Annotated in this window: 23 protein-coding genes and 1 pseudogene; 12 read left to right on the forward strand and 12 right to left on the reverse strand. The window is 67.6% G+C overall.

Going from position 1 to position 20917, the window contains the following annotated elements; genetic code table 11:
- Nucleotides 1–71 precede the first annotated feature (71 nt).
- The 11 genes from RHA1_RS22440 to RHA1_RS22490 all read left to right on the forward strand — a co-directional run bounded on the left by RHA1_RS22440 (nt 72) and on the right by RHA1_RS22490 (nt 8857).
- Nucleotides 72–401: a hydrogenase maturation nickel metallochaperone HypA/HybF gene (locus RHA1_RS22440; protein ID WP_007300861.1), complete on the forward strand. Its 330-nt coding sequence runs from the start codon at nt 72–74 to the stop codon at nt 399–401.
- A gap of 6 nt (nt 402–407) precedes the next feature.
- Nucleotides 408–1223, forward strand: a complete 816-nt coding sequence (gene hypB / locus RHA1_RS22445) for a hydrogenase nickel incorporation protein HypB (protein WP_011596967.1) — start codon at nt 408–410, stop codon at nt 1221–1223.
- A gap of 160 nt (nt 1224–1383) precedes the next feature.
- Nucleotides 1384–2439 carry an NADH-quinone oxidoreductase subunit B family protein gene (locus RHA1_RS22450; RefSeq protein WP_005258614.1) on the forward strand — a complete coding sequence of 352 codons (1056 nt, stop codon included), beginning with the start codon at nt 1384–1386 and terminating at the stop codon, nt 2437–2439.
- 57 nt (nt 2440–2496) lie between these two features.
- Nucleotides 2497–4290, forward strand: a complete 1794-nt coding sequence (locus tag RHA1_RS22455; RefSeq protein ID WP_011596968.1) for a nickel-dependent hydrogenase large subunit — start codon at nt 2497–2499, stop codon at nt 4288–4290.
- Nucleotides 4291–4300: 10 nt separating this feature from the next.
- Nucleotides 4301–5257: a NifU-related iron-sulfur-binding protein gene (locus tag RHA1_RS22460; protein WP_011596969.1), complete on the forward strand. Its 957-nt coding sequence runs from the start codon at nt 4301–4303 to the stop codon at nt 5255–5257.
- A complete protein-coding gene (locus RHA1_RS22465; protein ID WP_011596970.1) occupies nt 5257–5895 on the forward strand; it encodes a DUF5947 family protein in 639 nt (212 codons plus the stop codon). Before RHA1_RS22460 ends, RHA1_RS22465 begins: the two co-directional genes overlap by 1 nt.
- The gene (locus RHA1_RS22470) at nt 5892–6539 is read left to right on the forward strand and encodes a DUF6084 family protein (protein WP_011596971.1); all 648 of its coding nucleotides are present in this window, start codon (nt 5892–5894) and stop codon (nt 6537–6539) included. Before RHA1_RS22465 ends, RHA1_RS22470 begins: the two co-directional genes overlap by 4 nt.
- The gene (locus RHA1_RS22475) at nt 6536–7963 is read left to right on the forward strand and encodes a hypothetical protein (RefSeq protein ID WP_011596972.1); all 1428 of its coding nucleotides are present in this window, start codon (nt 6536–6538) and stop codon (nt 7961–7963) included. Before RHA1_RS22470 ends, RHA1_RS22475 begins: the two co-directional genes overlap by 4 nt.
- Nucleotides 7960–8079 (forward strand): DUF6893 family small protein, encoded by a 120-nt coding sequence (locus RHA1_RS53645; protein ID WP_016884051.1) that lies wholly within the window; start codon nt 7960–7962, stop codon nt 8077–8079. The genes RHA1_RS22475 and RHA1_RS53645 overlap by 4 nt, the downstream gene beginning before the upstream one ends.
- Before the next feature lie 7 nt (nt 8080–8086).
- On the forward strand, nt 8087–8599 hold the full coding sequence (locus RHA1_RS22485) for a hydrogenase maturation protease (protein WP_011596973.1): 513 nt from the start codon (nt 8087–8089) through the stop codon (nt 8597–8599).
- A 3-nt stretch (nt 8600–8602) separates the two neighbouring features.
- Nucleotides 8603–8857 (forward strand): HypC/HybG/HupF family hydrogenase formation chaperone, encoded by a 255-nt coding sequence (locus RHA1_RS22490; RefSeq protein ID WP_007300869.1) that lies wholly within the window; start codon nt 8603–8605, stop codon nt 8855–8857.
- Between the two features lie 9 nt (nt 8858–8866).
- Here the strand turns inward: RHA1_RS22490 and RHA1_RS22495 are convergent, their stop codons facing one another.
- A complete protein-coding gene (locus tag RHA1_RS22495) occupies nt 8867–9658 on the reverse strand; it encodes a hypothetical protein (RefSeq protein ID WP_011596974.1) in 792 nt (263 codons plus the stop codon).
- A 136-nt stretch (nt 9659–9794) separates the two neighbouring features.
- Nucleotides 9795–10772, reverse strand: a complete 978-nt coding sequence (locus RHA1_RS22500; protein WP_011596975.1) for an NAD-dependent epimerase/dehydratase family protein — start codon at nt 10770–10772, stop codon at nt 9795–9797.
- 35 nt (nt 10773–10807) lie between these two features.
- Here RHA1_RS22500 and RHA1_RS22505 point away from each other — a divergent pair, with 35 nt between their 5' ends.
- The gene (locus RHA1_RS22505) at nt 10808–11455 is read left to right on the forward strand and encodes a ScbR family autoregulator-binding transcription factor (RefSeq protein WP_041812464.1); all 648 of its coding nucleotides are present in this window, start codon (nt 10808–10810) and stop codon (nt 11453–11455) included.
- On the opposite strand, the gene RHA1_RS22510 is transcribed toward RHA1_RS22505, so the two are convergent.
- The 10 genes and pseudogenes from RHA1_RS22510 to hypF all read right to left on the reverse strand — a co-directional run bounded on the left by RHA1_RS22510 (nt 11452) and on the right by hypF (nt 20786).
- Nucleotides 11452–12399 (reverse strand): ScbA/BarX family gamma-butyrolactone biosynthesis protein, encoded by a 948-nt coding sequence (locus tag RHA1_RS22510; RefSeq protein WP_011596977.1) that lies wholly within the window; start codon nt 12397–12399, stop codon nt 11452–11454. The genes RHA1_RS22505 and RHA1_RS22510 overlap by 4 nt on opposite strands.
- A gap of 96 nt (nt 12400–12495) precedes the next feature.
- Complete coding sequence (locus tag RHA1_RS22515; protein WP_043780872.1) at nt 12496–13068, reverse strand: hemerythrin domain-containing protein; 573 nt, start codon at nt 13066–13068, stop codon at nt 12496–12498.
- A gap of 27 nt (nt 13069–13095) precedes the next feature.
- Entirely contained in the window at nt 13096–13596 is a 501-nt protein-coding gene (locus RHA1_RS22520) for a hypothetical protein (protein ID WP_011596978.1), read from the reverse strand.
- Nucleotides 13597–13632: 36 nt separating this feature from the next.
- Nucleotides 13633–14423 (reverse strand): annotated as a pseudogene (locus RHA1_RS22525) (DUF6390 family protein).
- A 24-nt stretch (nt 14424–14447) separates the two neighbouring features.
- Nucleotides 14448–15575, reverse strand: coding sequence for a hydrogenase formation protein HypD (gene hypD, locus RHA1_RS22530; RefSeq protein ID WP_005258643.1), 1128 nt, complete (start codon nt 15573–15575; stop codon nt 14448–14450).
- A 25-nt stretch (nt 15576–15600) separates the two neighbouring features.
- Nucleotides 15601–15873, reverse strand: a complete 273-nt coding sequence (locus tag RHA1_RS22535) for a HypC/HybG/HupF family hydrogenase formation chaperone (protein WP_005244643.1) — start codon at nt 15871–15873, stop codon at nt 15601–15603.
- A gap of 26 nt (nt 15874–15899) precedes the next feature.
- A complete protein-coding gene (hypE, locus tag RHA1_RS22540) occupies nt 15900–17000 on the reverse strand; it encodes a hydrogenase expression/formation protein HypE (RefSeq protein ID WP_011596980.1) in 1101 nt (366 codons plus the stop codon).
- Entirely contained in the window at nt 16997–17689 is a 693-nt protein-coding gene (locus RHA1_RS22545) for a D-sedoheptulose-7-phosphate isomerase (protein ID WP_011596981.1), read from the reverse strand. Before RHA1_RS22545 ends, hypE begins: the two co-directional genes overlap by 4 nt.
- Nucleotides 17686–18435, reverse strand: coding sequence for a sedoheptulose 7-phosphate isomerase (locus RHA1_RS22550; protein WP_011596982.1), 750 nt, complete (start codon nt 18433–18435; stop codon nt 17686–17688). The genes RHA1_RS22545 and RHA1_RS22550 overlap by 4 nt, the downstream gene beginning before the upstream one ends.
- Before the next feature lie 44 nt (nt 18436–18479).
- The gene (hypF, locus tag RHA1_RS22555) at nt 18480–20786 is read right to left on the reverse strand and encodes a carbamoyltransferase HypF (RefSeq protein WP_011596983.1); all 2307 of its coding nucleotides are present in this window, start codon (nt 20784–20786) and stop codon (nt 18480–18482) included.
- Between the last annotated feature and the right edge of the window lie 131 nt (nt 20787–20917).

The raw sequence follows: 20917 nt of genomic DNA on the forward strand, positions 1-20917 counted from the left end.
GTTGATAAGTACTCACGGGCGCGAAGCGCTACGCTCGAATCCACAGGTGACGAGTCCTGAACGGGGCCGTGATGCACGAGTTGGCAATCACCCAGAGCGTCGTCGACGCCGTCTGCGAGACCGCCGCGGGACGGACGGTCCACAGTGTGCGCGTGCAGGTGGGGGCGTTGACGGCCGTGGTCGCCGATTCGATGCAGTTCTGTTTCGAACTGGTCACCGAAGGGACCGTCGCGCACGGTGCCCGTCTCGACATCGACCACACCCCGGGCGGTGCGCACTGCCGTGAGTGCGGCGCGGACTTCGCGCTCACGGACCTGGTGTTGCTGTGCCCGTGCGGAAGTGCGGACGTGGAGGTCACGTCGGGTCGGGAACTACGAATCCTCTCGATGGAAGTGAGCTGACGCAAAATGTGTGCCACCTGTGGATGCGGAGACGAGACCGGAACCAGGATCACGGTGCCCCACGAGCACCCCCACGACCACGAGCACCCCCACGACCACGACCACGAGCATCCGCACGATCACGAGCATCCGCACGACCACGACCACGAGCACACCCACGAACACCCGCACGAGCCTGCGACCGAGACGGTGACCCTCGAGCAGAAGGTGTTGGCGAAGAACGACCTCACCGCGGAGCGCAACCGGGGCTGGCTGGCGGGGCGCGGGGTGCTCGCCCTGAACGTGATGAGTTCGCCGGGGTCGGGGAAGACGACTCTCCTCGAACGCACCATCGCCGACATCGGTGGGCAGCGACGCGTCTCGGTGGTGGAGGGTGACCAGGAGACGATGCTCGACGCCAACCGCATCAAGGCGACGGGATGTGCTGTGGTGCAGGTGAACACGGGAGCCGGGTGTCACCTCGACGCCGAGATGATGCGGGACGCGCTGACCGCCCTCGACCCCGAGCCCAACTCGCTGCTGTTCATCGAGAACGTGGGGAACCTGGTCTGTCCGGCACTGTTCGATCTCGGTGAGAAGAGCAGGGTGGTGGTGATCTCGGTGACCGAGGGGACGGACAAGCCGCTCAAGTATCCGCACATGTTCGCGGCGGCGAACCTGGTGATCGTGAACAAGGCGGACCTGTTGCCGTACGTGGACTTCGACGTCGATCTCTGCACGAAGTACGCACGGTCGGTGAACCCCGACCTGCAGATGATCACGCTGTCGGCGACGACGGGTCAGGGCATTGCGCAGTGGTACGACTGGATTGCGAAGCAATGACGCCCATACACGACGGGGTCGAACTGCGCGGTGCGACGCGCCGAGGACCGTTGACATCCGCTCGACGGCGGAGCTAAATAAATATCAGCGCCACACAGGTGGGCCGACGGTCGACTCCGGTGGCGACAGGAGTTGTGTTCACTCCGGAAAGCGACCTGATATGCCGACACAGGAAGCAATCAACGCCGAGGACACCCTGATTCACGTGCTGTGGATCAATGCGGGACTCAGTTGCGACGGCGATTCGGTGGCCTTGACGGCTGCGACGCAGCCCAGTGTCGAGGAGATTGCTCTGGGAGCCCTGCCGGGCCTACCCAAAGTGGCCGTTCACTGGCCGCTGATCGACTTCGAGAACGGCCCCGAGGGCGGCGCCGACGACTTCCTGGAGTGGTTCTGGAAGGCGGATCGCGGCGAGCTCGAACCCTTCGTCCTGGTGGTGGAGGGTTCCATCCCGAACGAGCAACTTCACGACGAGGGTTACTGGTGCGGGTTCGGCAACAATCCCGAGACGGGCCAGCCGGTGACGACGAGTGAATGGCTCGATCGTCTGGCTCCGAAGGCGACGGCGATCGTCGCGGCGGGCACGTGCGCCACGTATGGCGGTATCCACGCGATGGCGGGTAACCCGACCGGTGCGATGGGCGTTCCCGACTATCTCGGCTGGGATTGGAAGTCGAAGGCGGGCATCCCGATCGTCTGCGTTCCCGGCTGCCCGATCCAACCGGACAACCTGTCGGAGACGCTGACGTATCTCCTCTACATGGCCACCGAGCAGGCGCCCATGATTCCGCTCGACGACGCTCTGCGTCCGCAGTGGCTGTTCGGGGCCACGGTGCATGAGGGCTGCGACCGCGCCGGCTACTACGAGCAGGGTGATTTCGCCACCGAGTACGGCTCGCCCAAGTGCATCGTGAAGCTGGGGTGCTGGGGTCCGGTCGTCAAGTGCAACGTCCCGAAGCGGGGCTGGATCAACGGTGTCGGTGGGTGCCCGAATGTGGGCGGTATCTGCATCGGGTGCACGATGCCGGGCTTCCCGGACAAGTTCATGCCGTTCATGGACGAACCGCCGGGCGGCAAGATCTCCGCCGCGGCGTCCGGACTGTACGGATCCGCCATTCGGAGCCTCCGCAAGATCACCAAGACCACTTTGGACAAAGAGCCGCACTGGCGCAGTCGCGGTACGAAACTGACCACGGGCGCCACACGCACCTGGTAGTCCCGCTCGGGGTCTCGGGCGGTAGTCCGACGGCCTCGAACACTGAGAGGTACGTCGATGACAACGATCATTCCGGAACCTTCGCACAAGTCGGAATCCGACGGCCTGGTCGAGATGGCGTGGGATCCGATCACGCGCATCGTGGGCAGCCTGGGCATCTACACGAAGATCGATTTCAAACAGAAGGAAGTCGTGGAGTGCCACAGCACCTCGTCGATCTTCCGCGGCTATTCGATCTTCATGAAGGGTAAGGATCCCCGCGACGCCCACTTCATCACCAGCCGCATCTGCGGTATCTGTGGTGACAACCATGCGACGTGTTCGTGCTACACCCAGAACATGGCCTACGGTGTGCAGCCCCCGCACATCGGCGAGTGGATCGTCAACCTCGGCGAGGCCGCGGAATACATGTTCGACCACAACATCTTTCAGGAGAACCTCGTCGGTGTGGACTTCTGCGAGAAGATGGTCTCCGAGACCAATCCGGGGGTGCTCGCGCAGGCCGAGAAGACCGAGGCGCCGCACGCCGGCGAGCACGGCTACAAGACCATCGCCGACATCATGCGTTCGCTCAACCCGTTCACCGGTGAATTCTATCGGGAGGCGTTGCAGGTCAGCAGGTGGACGCGAGAGATGTTCTGCCTCATGGAAGGTCGGCACGTCCATCCGTCCACCCTGTATCCGGGTGGCGTGGGCACGGTCGCGACGATCCAGTTGATGACCGATTACACGACGCGTCTGATGCGCTACGTGGAGTTCATGAAGAAGGTCGTCCCCATGCACGACGACCTGTTCGACTTCTTCTACGAGGCCATACCCGGCTACGAGAAGGTCGGCCTGCGCCGGACGCTCCTCGGCTGCTGGGGATCCTTCCAGGATCCCGCGGTGTGCAACTTCTCCTACAAGGACATGGAGAAGTGGGGACGGGCCATGTTCGTCACGCCCGGCATCGTGGTCGACGGCAAACTGATCACCACGTCCCTCGTCGACATCAATCTGGGCATCCGAATCCTGCTGGGCAGTTCCTATTACGACGACTGGACCGACCAGGAAATGTTCGTGAAGAACGATCCGCTCGGGAACCCGGTCGACCGCAGGCATCCGTGGAACCAGCACACCAACCCGCACCCGCAGAAACGCGACATGGAGGACAAGTACAGCTGGGTGATGTCGCCGCGGTGGTTCGACGGCACGGACCATCTCGCGCTGGACACCGGCGGCGGGCCGCTGGCCCGGCTCTGGAGTACCGCCCTCGCGGGTCTCGTCGACATCGGGTACGTGCAGTCGACCGGTCACAGCGTGAAGATCAACCTGCCGAAGACCGCGCTGAAGGGCCCGGTCGAGCTGGAATGGAAGATCCCGCGGTACGGCAGCAACACGATCGAGCGTGACCGGGCGCGGACGTACTTCCAGGCCTACGCGGCGGCGTGTGCGCTGCATTTCGCGGAGAAGGCGCTCGCCGAGATCCGGGCCGGGCACACGAAGACGTGGGAGAAGTTCGAGGTCCCCGACGAGGGCATCGGCTGCGGCTTCACGGAAGCGGTGCGCGGAGTTCTGTCGCACCACATGGTGATTCGCGACGGCAAGATCGCGAACTACCACCCGTATCCGCCGACCCCGTGGAACGCCAATCCCCGCGACAGCTTCGGTACGCCGGGGCCGTACGAGGACGCGGTGCAGGGTCAGCCGATCTTCGAGGAGAACGATCGGGAGCACTTCAAGGGCATCGACATCATGCGGACCGTCCGCAGTTTCGATCCCTGCCTGCCCTGCGGTGTGCACATGTATCTCGGTGAGGGAAAGACGCTGGAGAAGCTGCATTCGCCCACCCAGTCCGTGACCGGCGAGTGACGAGGTACGCATGGAGCGTGGCGGATCGGAGACGTGGGGGAGTGACGAAGTAGGAGACGACCCCGATCGGTGGCGGACAGCCGGCGAGAGGATCGACAGCCTGTTGGACGCGAGTTCGACAGGTGGCTCGGTGGCACGTGAGCGCGCCGAGCAACTGGTCCGCGAGGTGGTCGAACTCTACGGCGCCGGGCTGCAGCGTGTCCTCGAGATCATCGGCGAGCGCGACGACGACCTCGTCGAACGACTGGCCGCCGACGAACTGGTGGCCAGCCTGCTGCTGGTGAACGGACTTCATCCGCACGACGTCGAGACGAGGGTCGCCACCGCGCTCGACAGTGTGCGCCCCTACCTGGGCTCACACGGCGGTGACGTCGAACTGCTCGGCGTGGTGGAGGGTGTGGTGCGGCTTCGGCTGACCGGCAGTTGCCAGAGCTGTCCGTCCTCGGCGGTGACGTTGGAACTCGCCGTCAAGGACGCCGTGCTGGCCGCCGCACCGGAGACCGTGGACATCGAGGTGGTGGGTGCCACCCCCGCCGCCGGTTCGGGGCTGATCTCCGCGGAATCGCTGTTCTCCCACGTTCATCCGGACGGATCGGACGGGTCGAGCGGTACCGGGACGTGGGTGTCGGTGCCCGAACTCGAGGACCTCACGCCCGGGGAGGTGGCCGGATTCTCCGTGGCCGGGCTCCCGATTCTGGTGTGCCGGATCGGGGAGCAGTTGTTCGCCTACCGCGACCGCTGCGCCGCCTGCACCAACTCGCTGGCCGGGGCCACGCTGCAACGGAAAGCGGGCGGGCAGGTGGGTGACGCGGTGCTGCGCTGTCCGTCGTGCCGGGCGCACTTCGACCCGCGCCGAGCAGGCCTCCGTCTCGACGGCGACGCCGATGCCGACACGCTGTCGCCGCTGCCGGTCCTCGTCCGTGACGGCGTCGTCTCCGTCGCGGTGCCCGCCGCGGAGGTGGCGTGATGAGCCCGTCGGGGAACGGACTGCGCATCCTGCAGCGCATCGCGTCCGAACGGCCCGCACCGGTGATCGGGGAACGGTGCGACATGTGCGCCGTGCCGATCGCCGACGCCCATCAGCACGTCGTGAACGTTCAGGACCGGCAACTGATGTGCGTGTGCCGTGGGTGCTACCTGCTGTTCACCGACGAGAGCGCCGAACTGCGCTTCCGGGCCGTCCCGGACCGCTACCTGTCGTTCCCCGACTTCGAACTCGCACCGGGCCGCTGGGACGAACTGGAAATCCCTGTCGGGCTCGCCTTCGTGTTCCGGAACTCGCTGCTGGCCAAGACCGTCGCCTTCTATCCCGGACCGGCAGGTGCCACCGAATCGGAGCTGCCGCTCGACGCCTGGGACAGCGTCCTCGCGGCCAACCCGGCCCTCGGCCGGCTGTCCGCAGACACGGAGGCGTTGCTCCTGCGGGTCCCCGAGCACGGCGACCCCGAGTGCTACCTCGTTCCCATCGACGCCTGCTACCAGCTGGTGGGCGAATTGCGGCAGGTGTGGCGGGGGTTCGACGGCGGCCAGGACGCCCGCCGGGTCATCGACACGTTCTTCGAGACGGTGCGTGCGCGCAGTCGCGTCGCGAAGGAGCCGACGTGACCGAATTGTCGTTCCGCGTGGAGGAGGTGTTCCCGGAACCGTTCGCGGTTGCGCCGAATCTCACTGCGCGAGTAGAGGTGACGGAGTCCAGCGGTGCCACCGTACACGCGATGGCCGTCCGCTGCCAGGTCCGCATCGACCCGCAACGCCGCCGCTACACGGACGGCGAGGCGGAGGGCCTCCTCGATCTGTTCGGGCCCCGCGAGCGGTGGACGGCCACTCTCAAACCCTTCCAATGGATGCAGACCAGCACCGTGGCCCAGGGGTTCACCGGGTCGAGTGTGGTGGAGTTGCCGCTGCCGTGCACGTACGACTTCGAGGTGACAGCCTCGAAGTATCTGCACGCCCTGGACGAGGCCGGGTCGACGGTGCCGCTCGTGTTCCTGTTCAGCGGAACGGTCTTCACTCGCGGGGTCGTCGGTTTCGGGGTGGAACGGATCCCGTGGGACCGCGAGTCGACCTACGACCTGCCGGTCGGCGTGTGGCGCGAACTGGTTCAGGCGCACTACCCGAACACGGGGTGGGTGCGCCTCGACCACGACACGCTCGCCGCGCTGGCGCGCTACAAGGCGGCGCACGGTCTGATCGGACTGGACGTCGCCATTTCGGACCTGCTGCAGGGAGCCGGGGAGGTGATCGCATGATCTCCCCGGCGTCCCTGCAGCGAGTACGTGCCGTGGCTGACGCGGTCCTGTACGAGGGCTACCTGCTGTATCCGTATCGTGCGAGTTCGTCGAAGAATCAGTCGCGGTGGCAGTTCGGAGTCCTCGGACCGTCGGGTGCGGCGGAGTCGGGGGTCGGCGAGGAACCGCGCATGTCCTGTCAGACCCTGATGCAGGCAGGCGACGGAGCGGGGGTCAACGTCACCCTCCGCTTCCTGCAGCTTCAGGTGCGCAGCATCGAACGCGTGGACGCAGACTCGGCGGAGTTCGTTCCCGTCGACGAACTGACGGTCGCGGGCGCGAGCTGGCTCAGCTGGGACGAGGCGGTGGAGCGCGAATTCGATCTCGGCATCCTGCGCCCCGCGGAGTGGCCGGGCGAACGCCGTCTCGACGTCCACATCGACGGCGGCACGGAGGTGGAGGAACTGCGGGACGAGGACGGATCCCTCGCCGGCCGGGTGGTGCGCACCCGGTGGCCCGCGCACGCGGTCGTGACGGTGGGCAGCGACGGCGTCGACGGGCTGAACCGCGTGCGGGTGTCGGTCGAGAACGCGACCACCGCGCAGGACGCCGCCGGCTGGGACAAGGACTCGGCGATCCGGCAGTCGCTGATCGGCGCCCATCTGATCCTGGCGGCGGAGAACACCGAGTTCGTCTCACTCCTCGAACCTCCCGCGGAGGCGGAGCAACTCGCGGGAACGTGCGCGCACGAACGGTGCTACCCGGTACTGGCCGGGCTGCCGGGGGAGACGGATCTCGTCCTGGTGTCGCCGATCATCCTGTACGACCACCCCGAGGTGGCCGAGCAGAGCGACGGGGCACTGTTCGACGCCACCGAGATCGACGAGATCCTCACACTGCGCGTCATGACCCTCACCGAGGAGGAGAAGCGGCAGGCCCGCGCCACCGACCCGCTCGCCGCCCAAATCATCGACCGGTGCGACCAGATGTCGCCCGCGACGCTCGCCCAGATGCACGGCATCCTCCGAGATCCGCACCTCCCGGACCCGGATTTCCCGGACCCGCACCTCCCGGATACGGGCCTCCCCGACATGGGGCTCGTCCCGGAACTGACCGACGACACGCCGTGGTGGGATCCGGATGCCGACAAAGCCGTTCGCCCCGACGTCGACGGCGTGATCGTGAACGGCGTCCGGGTGGCGAAGGGCACTGTCGTGCGGATCCACCCGTCGCGGCGCGCCGACGCCCAGGACCTGTTCTTCGCGGGACAGCTGGCTCGCGTGGTGACCGTGCACGCCGACGTCGACGGTGGCACCCACGTCGGCGTCGTGCTGGAGGACGACCCTGCGTCGGAGTTGCACGAGTGGTACGGACGGTATCTGTACTTCGCCCCGGATGAGGTGGAGCCGGTCTCGGCAGACACCGGAAAGGATGGACAGTCATGAAGATTCTCGGAGAGATGACCACCGCGGCTCTGGCGTTGGTTGCGGTCGCGGGCGTAGCGGTCGCCGTCATCGCGATCCCAGACATCAGGCGATATCTGCGTATCCGGAAAATGTGAGACGCACGTGACGGTGGGCAGGCGGGTTCTGGTTGCCGGTGTGGGCAACATCTTCTTCGGCGACGACGGTTTCGGACCCGAGGTGCTGCGCGGGGTCGCGACGAGGACGCTGCCGCCGGGAGTCCGCGCCGTCGATTTCGGCATTCGTGGAACGCATCTGGCCTACGAGCTGCTCGACGGTTGGGGCGCCCTGCTGCTGGTGGACGCGGTGCCCGGCCGTGGTGAGCCCGGCGCGCTGAGGGCATTCGAGGTGGGGCCCGATTCCGTTCCGGCGGCGCCGCTGGACGCGCACAGCATGGATCCGGGGGCGGTGTTCGGGAGTCTGCGCGCGCTCGGCGGAACCCTGCCGCGGACCGTGGTCCTCGGCTGCCAGGTGGCGAACACCGGCGAGGGAATCGGGCTCTCACCGCGGGTCGAGGCCGCCGTCGGACAGGCCGTCGACTTGGTGTTCGACATCGTGGATCAACTGCTGGAGTCCGACTCCGCGGCAACGCTGCAACCGGACGGGACGGAGGGCTGAATCATGTGTCTCGGTATTCCCGGTCAGGTGGTGCGCATGTTGGAAGGCTACGGCAACCAACTCGCGCTCGTCGACGTCGTCGGCGAACAGCGCAAGGTGAACGTCGGTATGCTGCCCGAGGACGTCAGCCTGGAACCGGGCGACTGGATCGTCATCCACATGGGTTTCGCCATGGAGAAGGTGGACGAGGCGGGCGCCGAGAAGGCGATGGCCGGGCTGGAGATGATGGGGCGGTCGCGGACGGCCGACGACGACTGACGGCGCAGATCATCGCATCCCGGCCTCACGGACGTCGGGTGGTCCGGCGACGAAGTCGCGTGCCCGGTTCCAGCGGGCGTGGTAGCGCTCGCCGAATCGTGACCGGGCACGGGCCATCCGGCGCGGTTTGTTCGGGTAGCGGCGCATCGCCCACCAGGAGTCGGGTTTGGCGAGGCGGATGGCGCCGATGATCGCCACCGGCTGGAACACGATCCCCACGATCCCGGTGACAAACTTGCCCTTGAGCATGCAGATCACCGAGATGGCGAGGGAGATGGCCAGATAGCCGATCGACGACCACCACTCCGGGGTGCCGATCCGGCCGGTCACGAGTTCGGCGCCGCCGATCATCAGACCGGTGATCATGAGCGCGCAGAAGATCGCGTCCACCGACTTCCGGCCGGACGTGCTCCAATACACGTCGTCGAGGTGCACCCACAGCGCGAACTCGTCGAAGGTGAGCGCGAGGCCCACTCCGAAGAGGGCGGCGAACACGTTGAGTGCGGTGCCCTCCGGGGTGGTGGCGATCAGTGCCAGCCCGGCCAGCGTCATGAACAGGATCCCGAAAACCTGGTGGTGCAGGTGCACGCCGCCGACGGTGATGTCGTTGATCAGACCGCCCCCCGACTCCGCGCCGTCGTCCGTTGGCGCCGCTCCCGACCGCGACCGGATACGGCGGGTGATGGTCCGGGTGACGACGAAAGTGACCAGGACCGCGAAGAACAACCACATCATGGGAATCAGGACCACTACCCGGCTGTCGCCTTCGGTGTCCACGACGATCTCGGCGAGAAGGGCCATCTCGACACTCCGTCAGGTGGGGGAAATCATCCTCTATCCGGGTATACACCCCGCTCGCGGACGGCGGACGAAGACGGGATGTTCCGCTCGACGGAGAGTCCGAGCCCGTGGCCGTCCCCGGGCTCGTCGACGGACGTCACGCCCGGAAGCGGTCCAGGGGACCGTGGTCGACGCTCGCACCCGTGACGGTCCACAGGCGGCTGGGGTCGTACCAGTGGTCGCGGCCGATCAGGTCGAGGTGTCGTTCGGTGAGGCCGTGCCGGGCGCCGGCGGTCAACGCGTCGTCGAAGGTGAGGCTCGTGGCAGGCAACCGGAGGCGGCCCGAGTCCGCGAGTGCCTGCCCGAGTTCGCGGACGGTCACCGAGTCGGGGTGGCAGGCGTGGAACACGTCGCCGGGGCGTGCGGGGAACTGCGCGGCGAGGGCGGCGAGGAGCCGGGCGAGATCGTTCACCGCGATAATCGAGATCCGGGATCGTCCCTCGTCGACCCAGGCCCCCAACGCCTCGATTATCTGGATGAAGCCGGGGACGAACCAGCGGTCGCCGGGGCCGTGGACGAAGCCGGGCCGGACGACGCAACCACCCCGTTCGAGGACGCGGTGTTCGGCGGTCAGCCTGCTCGCGCTCAGCGCCGAGACGGGTGCGGGCGTGGCCTCGAACTCACCGATTCCGGTGTGCGGCCCGGACCCGTACACGCCGATGGTGCTGACATAGATCACCCGGTTCATGCCGTTCCGGGCCGCCGCGGCAAGCAGATTCTCGGTGCCCGCGACGTTGACGGTGACGCAGTGCGCCGGGTCGTTCCCGGTGTGGGAGGCGGCATGGATCACGACATCGGCGCCGGTGAGCGCCGTTTCGAGGCTCGCCGGATCGGTGAGATCCGCCCGGGCCGACACGACGCCCGGAATCTCGGACTGTGAAGGTGTGCGCGCCACCGCGGTGCAGTGGATTCCGGCCGACGCCAGTGCCGTCACGGTGGCCGATCCGACGAAGCCGGTGGCTCCCACCACCGCGACACGGACCGGCGTGGAGGGTGTTCGACCATCGTCGGTCGCGGTCGACGCTGGTACCGTCTCTCCGGGCAATGGGCGCGTAGTCCGTGCTTTCATCGTCATCGTTCTTCTCTCGTGCGGCAGGGAAAGGTGTGAACGTGGTTCAGCAGGCGCGTGCTGCGGCGACACGACAGCAGATCGTCCGCGGGGCGGCGGAGATGTTCGAGAAGTCGGGGTTCGAAGGAGCCAGACTCGGCAACATCGTCGAGAACGCCGGAATCACGAAGGGGGCCTTGTACTTCCATTTCCGCTCGAAAGAGGACCTGGCGCGGTTCATCATCGGTGAGCAACACCGGATCTCCATCGCGTCGGTCGAGGCGATCGGCCGCGAGCAGGTTTCGGCGATCGAGCAGATCGTGATGCTCTGTCACGAGATGGCCCGGCAGATCGTGAACGACCCGATCGTGCGGGCCGGTATCCGGGTCACCCTCGAACTCAGCGCCGACGACCAGGGCCCCGCCGACCCCTATCTCGACTGGATCAACAGTTGCGAGATGCTCGCCACGCGGGCCGTCGACCAGGGGGATCTCCTCGCGGACATCGACCCGCCGAGGCTGGCGCGGTTCGTCATCGGCGCCTTCACCGGTGTCCAGACCGTCTCCCAGGTGCTGACGCAGCGCACCGACCTCGAGCAACGTGTCGACGACATGTGGGGGTTCCTGCTCCCCGGGATCATGCCCGCGGCCCGGCATCAGGACATCACCCGGATCCGCCGGGCCCGCTGGACACCCGACGACGCCGACTAGCGAGCGCATGCGCTCACCGCGGTAGGGGCCAGCGCCGCGGTCCCTCGCACGACCGCCAGTCCGCCCTGCACCAACGATCCGCGGATCGATAGCGCGCCGTCGTCGACGACGTCCAGCCGGATCGTGGCTCGCTCGTCGACTTCGGCGAAACGGTGGAACGTGGCGCCCAGGGAAACGAGGTGCGCTTCCGGCACGCCGAGCCGGGCGTAGGCGGCCTGCCGGAATGCCTCCAGCATCAGCATCCCGGGAATGTGATCACACGGGTGGTCGAACAGCACGGGGTGCGCGTCGTCGATTCGCAACTCCCACTCGTTCTCGGAACACCGGGGACCCAGGACGACGTGTGCGTCGTCGACGTGACCGACCAGCCCCGCCGGGCCGGGTGCGGGACACCACGGCGCCCCGATCGACCGCGGCCCGCGCTCACCCCACCGGGCCCGCGAGTACGCGGCCGGCGGAAACACTGACGCATGACCCGTCGCGGTGCCCACGTTCTGTCCGCCGAGCCGGAACCGCAGGTCCACGTGGAAGGCGGACAGCGCCCCGCCGCGGTACACATGCTCGGACACGGCGACCTCGACGATCACGTCGGCGGCCGCCGTGCCCACTGCGAGCGCGCCGGGCAGCGCCTGCACCCGGAGATGCTGCATGACGAACCGGTTCGGCAGCGGGACGGAGAAGCGGGTGTGTCCCAGGTAGATCGCGGTCTGCCGGAGCGTTTCCGCCAGCAGCATCGTGTCGTAGCGCCCATCCCGGGCGCGGTAGAAGCCGTGCAGGCGGGGCCACTGCGCGGCGACCACGAACCGATCCGGCCCCGGCAGCGACACACAGTCGGTGAGGAAGACCTCGGCCACGGATTGGCGATGGACGTACCTGCGCGGAACGGTCCGCTCGAACGACATCGGGGGAAGCGCATCGGGCATCGGCCGGGAAATTTGCGCCACAACCCCATCTCCCCACAGAACCGGTCGGCCCGATGCCGCGGACCCGCCGAACTATAGAACACAGACCGCGCGGTCTGTGATGTGGGGAGTGCGTCGCTACCGGCCCTTCAAGCTTCCGATCCGAAGTGACCCCGCGCTGCTGTCCTCGTCGAGTTCCTCCTCGACCTCCCGGACGTACTCCTGTGGATCTTTGTCCGAGGTGTCCACATCCTTCGTGGACCGGTGAACGAGGAAGTATTCGGCGAAGCGCCGCCCGAGCGACTCGCGAAGATCCCCCGATGCGCTGCGGAAGTCAGCGAGACCCTCGCGTTCCTCCTCGGCCATGTGCTCGTCGTTGGCCCGGCGCGTCCGGTCGACTTCCGCCCACCACTCCTCGGAGAGGATGGGGTATCCCGCCGCGGCTCGGACGCCGTCGCGGATGTCGTTGTGGTCCCCGATCGCGTCGAGGGTTTCCTCCTCGGCGTCCTCCTCGCCGACGCGGAGAAGCTGGGGATAGAAGATTTCCTCTTCGGCTGCCGCGTGCAGATCCAGGCGTTTCGCCAACGGTGTCCACACCCCCTCGACGGCAGTGATATCCACCCGGCGGTGAGCCTTCAATTCGTCCAGTGCGGCGAACTGTCGTCGGAACCACTCGTGGTCGGCGAAGATCAACTCGATGATGTCAGGCATGATGCAATCCATCGTCGCACATCGGACTTATCGCTTGTCCTTCTTCGCTTGCCGCCGTGCGCCTGCGGCGATGGTGGATGCTTCGAACTTCTTGCGGCCGGAGGATTTCCGGGTGGCGTCTACGCGCGCCTTGCCGGACGAGCCGACCTTGCCGTCGCTGTCGCCGAGCTCGCTGAAGGACGGGGCGTCGCTCCGGGCGCGGGCGAGTCGCGCGTCCTTCAGGTCGCGTGCGCTTGCGCGGGCAGCCGTCGCCAATTGGCCGCTCACCCTGCTCAGCGCTGCCTCGAAGACTTCCACCTTGTCCGCATTGCGCTTGTTGGCCGCCTTACCGGCTCCGCGCGCGCCCTTGTCCGCGACCTTCGCCGCGCCTTCCTGGCGGTACAGCTTCACGTGCTTGTTGCGGGCACGGCGGACGCGGGTGTGCAGTTTGATCAGCTTGTCCTCGTCCAAGTCGGCCATCTGAGCCTTCTTGGTCTCGCGGATCAGGACGAACTCTTCTTCGGACAGCGAGTTCAGAATCTTCTTCATGTCGGCTCCGATCCGGCCACAGGCAGTGGGTTCCAGTCATGGTAGCCGGGAAACGTTCGTGTCGGTCCGTTTCCGCGAGACGGGGTCGCTTGCCGAATCAGCCGCTGATTGGTCTGTGCAAGTTGCCATTCCGTCTGCCCGCGCAACCGGTCCACCCGATCCGGATCGAGACGGTCGCACACGAAATCCCAGTGCACGGCCACCCGGTCGCCCACGGTGAGGTCGTTCACGAAAGCCCCCTCGGGCACGCGGTAGTCGGCCGGGTCGTCCTGCTCGGGGCCGAGGGACAGCCGGGTGCCGTCCCACGACAGGCGGCGCGACCGGACGACGGCACGATCGTGATCGATGCCGACCACCTCACCCCAGCGGATGCGGCACGAGTCGAGAACCTGCAGCGGCTGAGGCATTCCGGTGTCCAGTAACCGCGACCACGGATACACGCCGAACACGTGGAAGTTGTGGGTGGGGGCCGCCTCCCCGAGCAGGTCCTCGGTGAGGTGCTTCCAGTAGTGGCCGGCCTGTGAGGCGAGGCGGGCGAGCAGGGCGGCGCCGAACTCGGCGCGGTCGATGCGGCCCGAGAGTTCGTCCGACGTCCAGTAGGCTCGAACAACCCTCTCGTCCAAGGGGTCCGGGATTCCGGCGAGCTGGGCGATCACCTCCTGGTACGGCCAGGCGCCGCTGAACTGCTTGGCCAGCGCCACCACGTCGGTGTCCGGCGCCCCACCGCACGCGACCGCCTGCAGGCGCTCCGAACCGGGAGGACCGCAGTAGCCCAGGGCATTCGGGGCGTGCGCGTATTGCGCGAACACACGGTGTCCGGACGGCATCCTGTGTTCGCGCGGCATCACCGGTCAGCCTCGCTGACCCAGCAATTGCGCCGTCTCGCGGTGGAGCCGGCCGAAGTTGTAGTACGCGGCGCACGCGCCCTCGGGCGACACCATGCACGTGCCGATCGGCGTCTCCGGTGTGCAGGCCGTCCCGAACACCTTGCATTCCCACGGTTTGATGACGCCCTTGAGGACCTCACCGCACTGACACGCCTTCGGATCAGCCACCCGCACCCCCGGCATCGAGAACTTCTCCTCGGCGTCGAACTCGGCGTAGTTCCGGTGGACCTTGAGTGCGCTCTGCGAGATGAACCCGAGCCCACGCCATTCGAAGTGCGGACGCAGTTCGAACGTCTCGGCCATCAACTTCAGCGCCTGCACGTTGCCCTCCGCGCGCACCACCCTCTTGTACTGGTTCTCGATCTCGCAGCGGCCCTCCCGGATCTGCTGGAGCAGCATGTGCACCGACGCGAGGATGTCGAGGGGCTCGAAGCCTGCGACCACCATCGGTTTGCCGTACACCTCGGACACGAACCGGTACGGCCGCAGGCCAACCACAGTGGACACGTGGCCCGGGCCGAGGAAGCCCGACAACCGCAGGTCGGGGGACTCGAGGATGGCCTTGATCGGCGGCACGATGGTGACGTGGTTGCAGAACACACTGAAGTTCTTCACGCCCAGCGCCCGCGCGCGCACCAACGTCACCGCGGTGGACGGCGCCGTCGTCTCGAACCCGACGGCGAAGAACACCACCTGGTGGTCGGGATTGTCGAGTGCCACCTTCAGCGCGTCCAGCGGCGAGTACACGAAGCGGACGTCCGCGCCGCGGGCCTTGGCCTCGATGAGATTGCCCTTGGATCCGGGCACCCGCATCATGTCGCCGAACGTCGTGAAGATGACGCCGGGCTGTTCGGCCAGCCACATGGCGTCGTCGACACGGCCCATGGGGATGACGCACACCGGACATCCCGGTCCGTGCACCAGTTCGACCGATTCCGGCAGGAGATGCTCGATGCCGTGACGGTAGATGGTGTGAGTGTGCCCGCCGCACACCTCCATGAACTTGAACTCGTCACCTCGGGCCAGTTCGGTGATGGATTTGACCAGGGCGCGAGCCGCCGCCGGGTCCCGGAATTCGTCGACGAACTTCATCCCTGTTACCTCGTTCTTGCTGTTGTCACGCGATTTCGGACGAGTTGAACGCGTCGATCTCGTTCACGTAGTCGGCGCCCATCTTCTGCACCTGATCCAGCGTCAGCTGCGCTTCGATCTCGTCGATCTTCGCCATCGCGAAACCGACGTGCACGAGCACCCAGTCACCGACGACGAGACCTTCTTCGGCGAGCAGTCGCACACTGATCGTTCTCTGGACGCCGTTCACGTCCACCTTGGCCAGATGCTGTTCGGCGTCGACGATGTCGACCACCTGACCGGGTATCCCCAGACACATCGTGGTTCTCCTTCTCGGGCTGTTCTTCAGCAGATTCGGGGGAGCGGGTCACCGACGAGCATGTCGACGATCCGGCTGCCGCCGAACGAGGTTCGCAGTGCGACGATGCCGGGCGGTTCGGCCAGGATCTCGCCGACCACGGTGGCATCGGCTCCCCGCGGATGGGCTCGCAGCGCCGCGACGGCCGCATCCGCCTCGTCCGCCGCGACGACGGCCACGAACTTCCCCTCGTTCGCGACGTACAGCGGGTCGATGCCGAGCATGTCGCAGGCGCCCAGCACCTGCGGCTCGATGGGCAGGGACTGCTCGTCCACGATCACCGCGAGCTGGCAGGCGTGAGCCAGTTCGTTGCACACGGTGCCGACGCCGCCGCGGGTGGCGTCCCGCATCCACCTCGTCGACGGGGCCGCCTCCAGCAGCGTCTCCACCAGCGCGTTCACCGGGGCCGTGTCGGAGGCGATGTCGGCCTCGATCGCCAGGTCACCGCGGGCGAGCATGACCGCCATGCCGTGTGCGCCGATGGTTCCCGACAACAGAACCTTGTCGCCGGCACGCACGAGATCGGGCGACAGCCGCCTGCCCTCCGGGATGACACCGACACCGGCGGTGGAGATGTAGACGCCGTCGGCGGCGCCCTTGCCGACGACCTTGGTGTCGCCGGTGACGATCTGCACTCCGGACAGGACGGCCGCCTCGCTCATGTCGGCGACGATCTCCCGCAGTTCGGCGATCGGGAAACCCTCCTCGATGACGAACGCCGCCGACAACCACTGCGGGCGCGCACCGGACACGGCGAGATCGTTCACGGTCCCGTGCACCGCGAGATGCCCGATGGAGCCGCCGGGAAAACGCAGTGGCTGAACCACGTACGAGTCGGTGGAGAACGCGAGCCGCTCACCCGAGGGCATGGTGAGCGCGGCCGCGTCACCGAGTTGCTCGAGTTCCTCGTTGCGGAACGCCTCGACGAACACCGCGTCGACGAGGGCCGCCGACGACTTCCCGCCCGCACCGTGAGCGAGGGTCACCACCTCGTCCAGCAGCCGCGGGCGGCGTTGCCGGAACTTGTCGATCCGCTCGAGGACCCGGTCTTCGCGTTCCGCCGAGGTGGCCGGTTCGGTGGTGCTCATGAAGCCTCCACGGAGTTGGGAGCGGGCCGCGTCATGTGTTCCTGGGCCACCGACCACAGCCGGTACCCGAGCATCGCGTGGCTCTCCTGGATCCGGTGGATGCTCTGCGAGTGGACGGTGTAGCAGAAGTCGAGTTCGCCGGCGGACGCCATCGCCGCCATCCGGCCGCCCTCGTGGCCCGCGAACCCGATGGTCAGCAGCCCCCGCTGTTTCGCCTCGGTGAGCGCGGTCATCAGGTCGTCGGAGTTGCCTGACGTCGACAATGCGATCGCGACGTCGCGGTCCCGGGCGTGGGCGATGATCTGCCGCTTGAAGATCAGATCGAAGCCGACGTCGTTGCCCAGCGCCGTCACCACGGCCTGATCGGCGGCGAGCGACCACGCCGCCACCGGACGTCCGCGGGCGGGACGGCTGAACAGCGATGCCAGCGTGGCGGCGTCGGTGGAGCTGCCACCGTTGCCGAACGTGTAGAGCCGGCCGCCGCGACGGAACCTGTCGGCCATGTCGATGCCGGCCGCGGTCAGTCCGTCGCCGTACTCGTCGAGGGACTCCTTCTGCAGGCGCGCGCTCTCGGCGGCCTTCCCTCGCGCGGACGCGGCGAGGTCGTCGAGGAGGCTCTGGGCGTCGGTTTCCTCCGAGTCGATGAACGGGTAGAGGAAGCTGGTGCTCTCCGAGTCGTGTGTCGTCATCGGTTCGCCTCCTGACCGGCGTCGTCGAGTCGTGTGATCGCGGCACCCGCGTGCACCAGGAGGAGGTCGTTGGGCTGGACGTCGCCGAGGACGCTGACGTCCACCCACTCCTCGCCCGCGGCGGTGCGGACCAGGGCGGGTCCGAGCGGTTCGGCCGGCTCGATCACCACCTCACCGAGACGACCCTCGTCGCTGCACGTGACGCAGACCGTCTCGTCGCACTCCTCGGCGTCGGGTTTCAGCAGTCCCGAGTGCTCGAAGCAGACGTGGGTGAGTTCCCACAGCAGGTGATACATGAGGACGAACCGCCCAGTGGCCGGCACCATCGGATCCTCCGAGTCGACCCAGAGGATGTGGTTCGCCGCACCGGCCGGAGGTCGGGGGCCTGCCCCGATCCACAGCGTCATCGCGCCCCACGCCGGTGCGCGGCGCATCGCGTCGACCACGGCGGGTTCGTTCGCCGACGCCACGGCCAGCAGGATGTCGCCGGGCCTGCTCGCCACCCGGGCCTGCGCCACCGGATCGGGTTCGACGAGTGCCACCGACGGCAGCGCCCGTTTGCCCATGATCACGGGATGCACGAATTCGACGGCGACGTGATGGGCGTGTGGTTCCCACTGGGGTGAGATCACCCAGAGTGTCGCGCCGTCATGGAATCTGCGGGCGAGTGACAATGCTGCGGCGGCGAGATCCGCAGACAGGTCCGTGTCGACAAGGTGCCCGCCCGCCTCTGCGGTGGTGGTCATTCACTAGCTCCCGTCCCGGACCGGCCGGTCGGGGGCTGCCGACGTCACGGTCCGCGCATGGTTGCCGCGGCACCGATCACCGCCTGGCCGAGGGAGAGTCCTCCGTCGTTGGGAGGCACCCGGTGGTGGGTGAGGACTCGATAACCGCTGCTCTCCCAGTGTGCTCTCACCAGTGCGAGGAATAAACGGTTTTGAAAGACTCCTCCGGTGAGTCCGATCGTCGACGCGCCGGTCACGGTGGCGGCCCGGTCGACGAGGTCGGCGGTGGCGGCGGCGAGGGCATGGTGGAAGCCCAGTGCGAGGGCCGCGGGCGGGGTCCCGTCGCGGAGTCCGGCGACCAGTCCGGACAGCAGAAGAGGCAGCCTGAGCTGGTCGTTCTGCACTTCCATGGCGAGGGGAGCCGGGTGCGGGGCGGTCCGGGCGAGGGCCTCGAGTTCGATGGCCGCCTGCGCCTCGTAGGTGACCCGGTGCCGGACCCCGAGCAGCGACGCGACGCCGTCGAACAGGCGGCCCGCGCTCGTCGTCCTGACGCAACCGAGACCCGACTGAAGTTGCGACTCCACGGCCGCGCGTTCCGTGGTGGGGATCGCCTCCACGCACGGCAACCCGTCGACGTCGGTGATCCCGCACTCGTGCAGCAGAGCCAGAGCCACCCGCACCGGATTCCGGACCGCGGCGTCACCGCCCGGCAACGAGAAGGGCTGGATGTGTCCCACCCTCCTCGTGTCGAGGACGTTCGGGCCGACGACGAGGAGCTCGCCGCCCCACACGGTGGTGTCGCAGCCGTACCCGGTCCCGTCGAACGCGACACCGAGCACCGTCGTCCCGACCAGTCCGTGTTCGGCCATCAGCGACGCGACGTGCGCGTGGTGGTGCTGCACGGTGAGCAGGGGGACGCCGGTCCTGTCGCTGTAGCGCCGGGCCCAGTGGTGCGTCGAATATCCGGGGTGCCGGTCGGCGACCACGGCCTCCGGGGTGATCCCGTGCAGATGCGTCAACTGCCGCACCGACGTCTCGAAGGCGCGCTGACTCTCCAGGCTGCCCATGTCGCCGAGGTGCGCCGAGCAGAACGCGTAGTCCTGCCGGGTCAGGCAGAAGGTGTTCTTGATCTCCGCGCCCACCGCGAGGATCTCCGGGCCGTGCGCGGGGAGCACGACCGGCAGCGGTGCGAACCCGCGCGAGCGGCGGATCGGCAGCACCGCCCCGGCCTCGACCGCGAGCACGGAATCCTCACAGGGCACCGCGATGCGGCGGTCGTGCATCAGGAACACGTCGGCGATGTCCGCCAATCGAGTGCGGGCGTCGTCGTTGTCGAAACAGAGGGGTTCGCCGCTCAGATTGCCGGACGTCATCACCAGCACCCGCGGTGGGTCGACGCCGGCGCCGGGGGTCCGGGTGAACAGGAGGTGGTGCAGCGGGGTGTAGGGGAGCATCACGCCGAGGTCGTCGATCCCGGGTGCGATGCCGTCGGCAACCGACGCAGTGTTCTTCTTGCGCAGCAACAGGATCGGCCGGGCCGCGTGTCGCAGCAGTGCGCTCTCGGGCTCGGAGATCTCGCACAGCTCGGCGGCGGCGGACGGGTCCGCGGTCATCACCGCGAACGGCTTGTCCGGGCGGTGCTTGCGCGCCCGCAGAGTCTCGACGGCGACGGGGTTCGCGGCATCGCAGACGAGGTGGAATCCGCCGAGGCCCTTGACCGCCACGATCCGGCCGTCCCGCAACGCCCCCTGCACCGCGGTGAGGACGGCGTCGTCCCCGTCGATCCGGTGCCCGTCGACCTCGGCGAACAGGTGCGGACCGCAGTCGGGGCAGCACACCGGCTGGGCGTGGAACCGTCGATCCGCGGGGTCGCGGTACTCGGCGAGGCATTTCGCGCACAGCGGGAACTCGGCCATCGTGGTGTTGGGCCGGTCGTAGGGGAGGTCGGTGATCACCGTGAACCGGGGCCCGCAGTTGGTGCAGTTGACGAACGGGTGGCGATACCGCCGATCGTGCGGATCGGCCAGTTCGCGAAGACAATCCGCACAGGTCGCCACGTCCGGCGACACCAGCGTCCGCGCACCGGGGACGTGCCTGCTGTCGATGATCCGGAACGACTCGTCGCCGCGCACCGGCACGGGCTGGGCGACCGCGTCGACGATCACGGCCATCGGCGGCGCGTCCGTGCGCAGCCGGCGCACGAACTCGGACACCGACGCGGACTTGCCCTCGATCTCGATGAACACGCTGACGTCGTCGTTGCCGCAGTGGCCGTGCAGTCCCAGGTCGTCGGCCAGTCGCGCGACGAACGGGCGGAAGCCGACCCCCTGCACGACCCCGTGGACCGTGATGCGCGATCGTTCGACCGTCATCCTCGGATGATTCCCCCGTCGAGGTGCGGGGCGCAAGAGTCCTCCCGTGGACGTCCGGCGGCACAGACGCACTCTTTCTCGGTTCGCGCACCCGAAATTGCGCCCGAAAACGTGTGCGGGAGCCGAAAAGG

Source organism: Rhodococcus jostii RHA1 (assembly GCF_000014565.1).
Taxonomy (GTDB): domain Bacteria; phylum Actinomycetota; class Actinomycetes; order Mycobacteriales; family Mycobacteriaceae; genus Rhodococcus_F; species Rhodococcus_F jostii_A.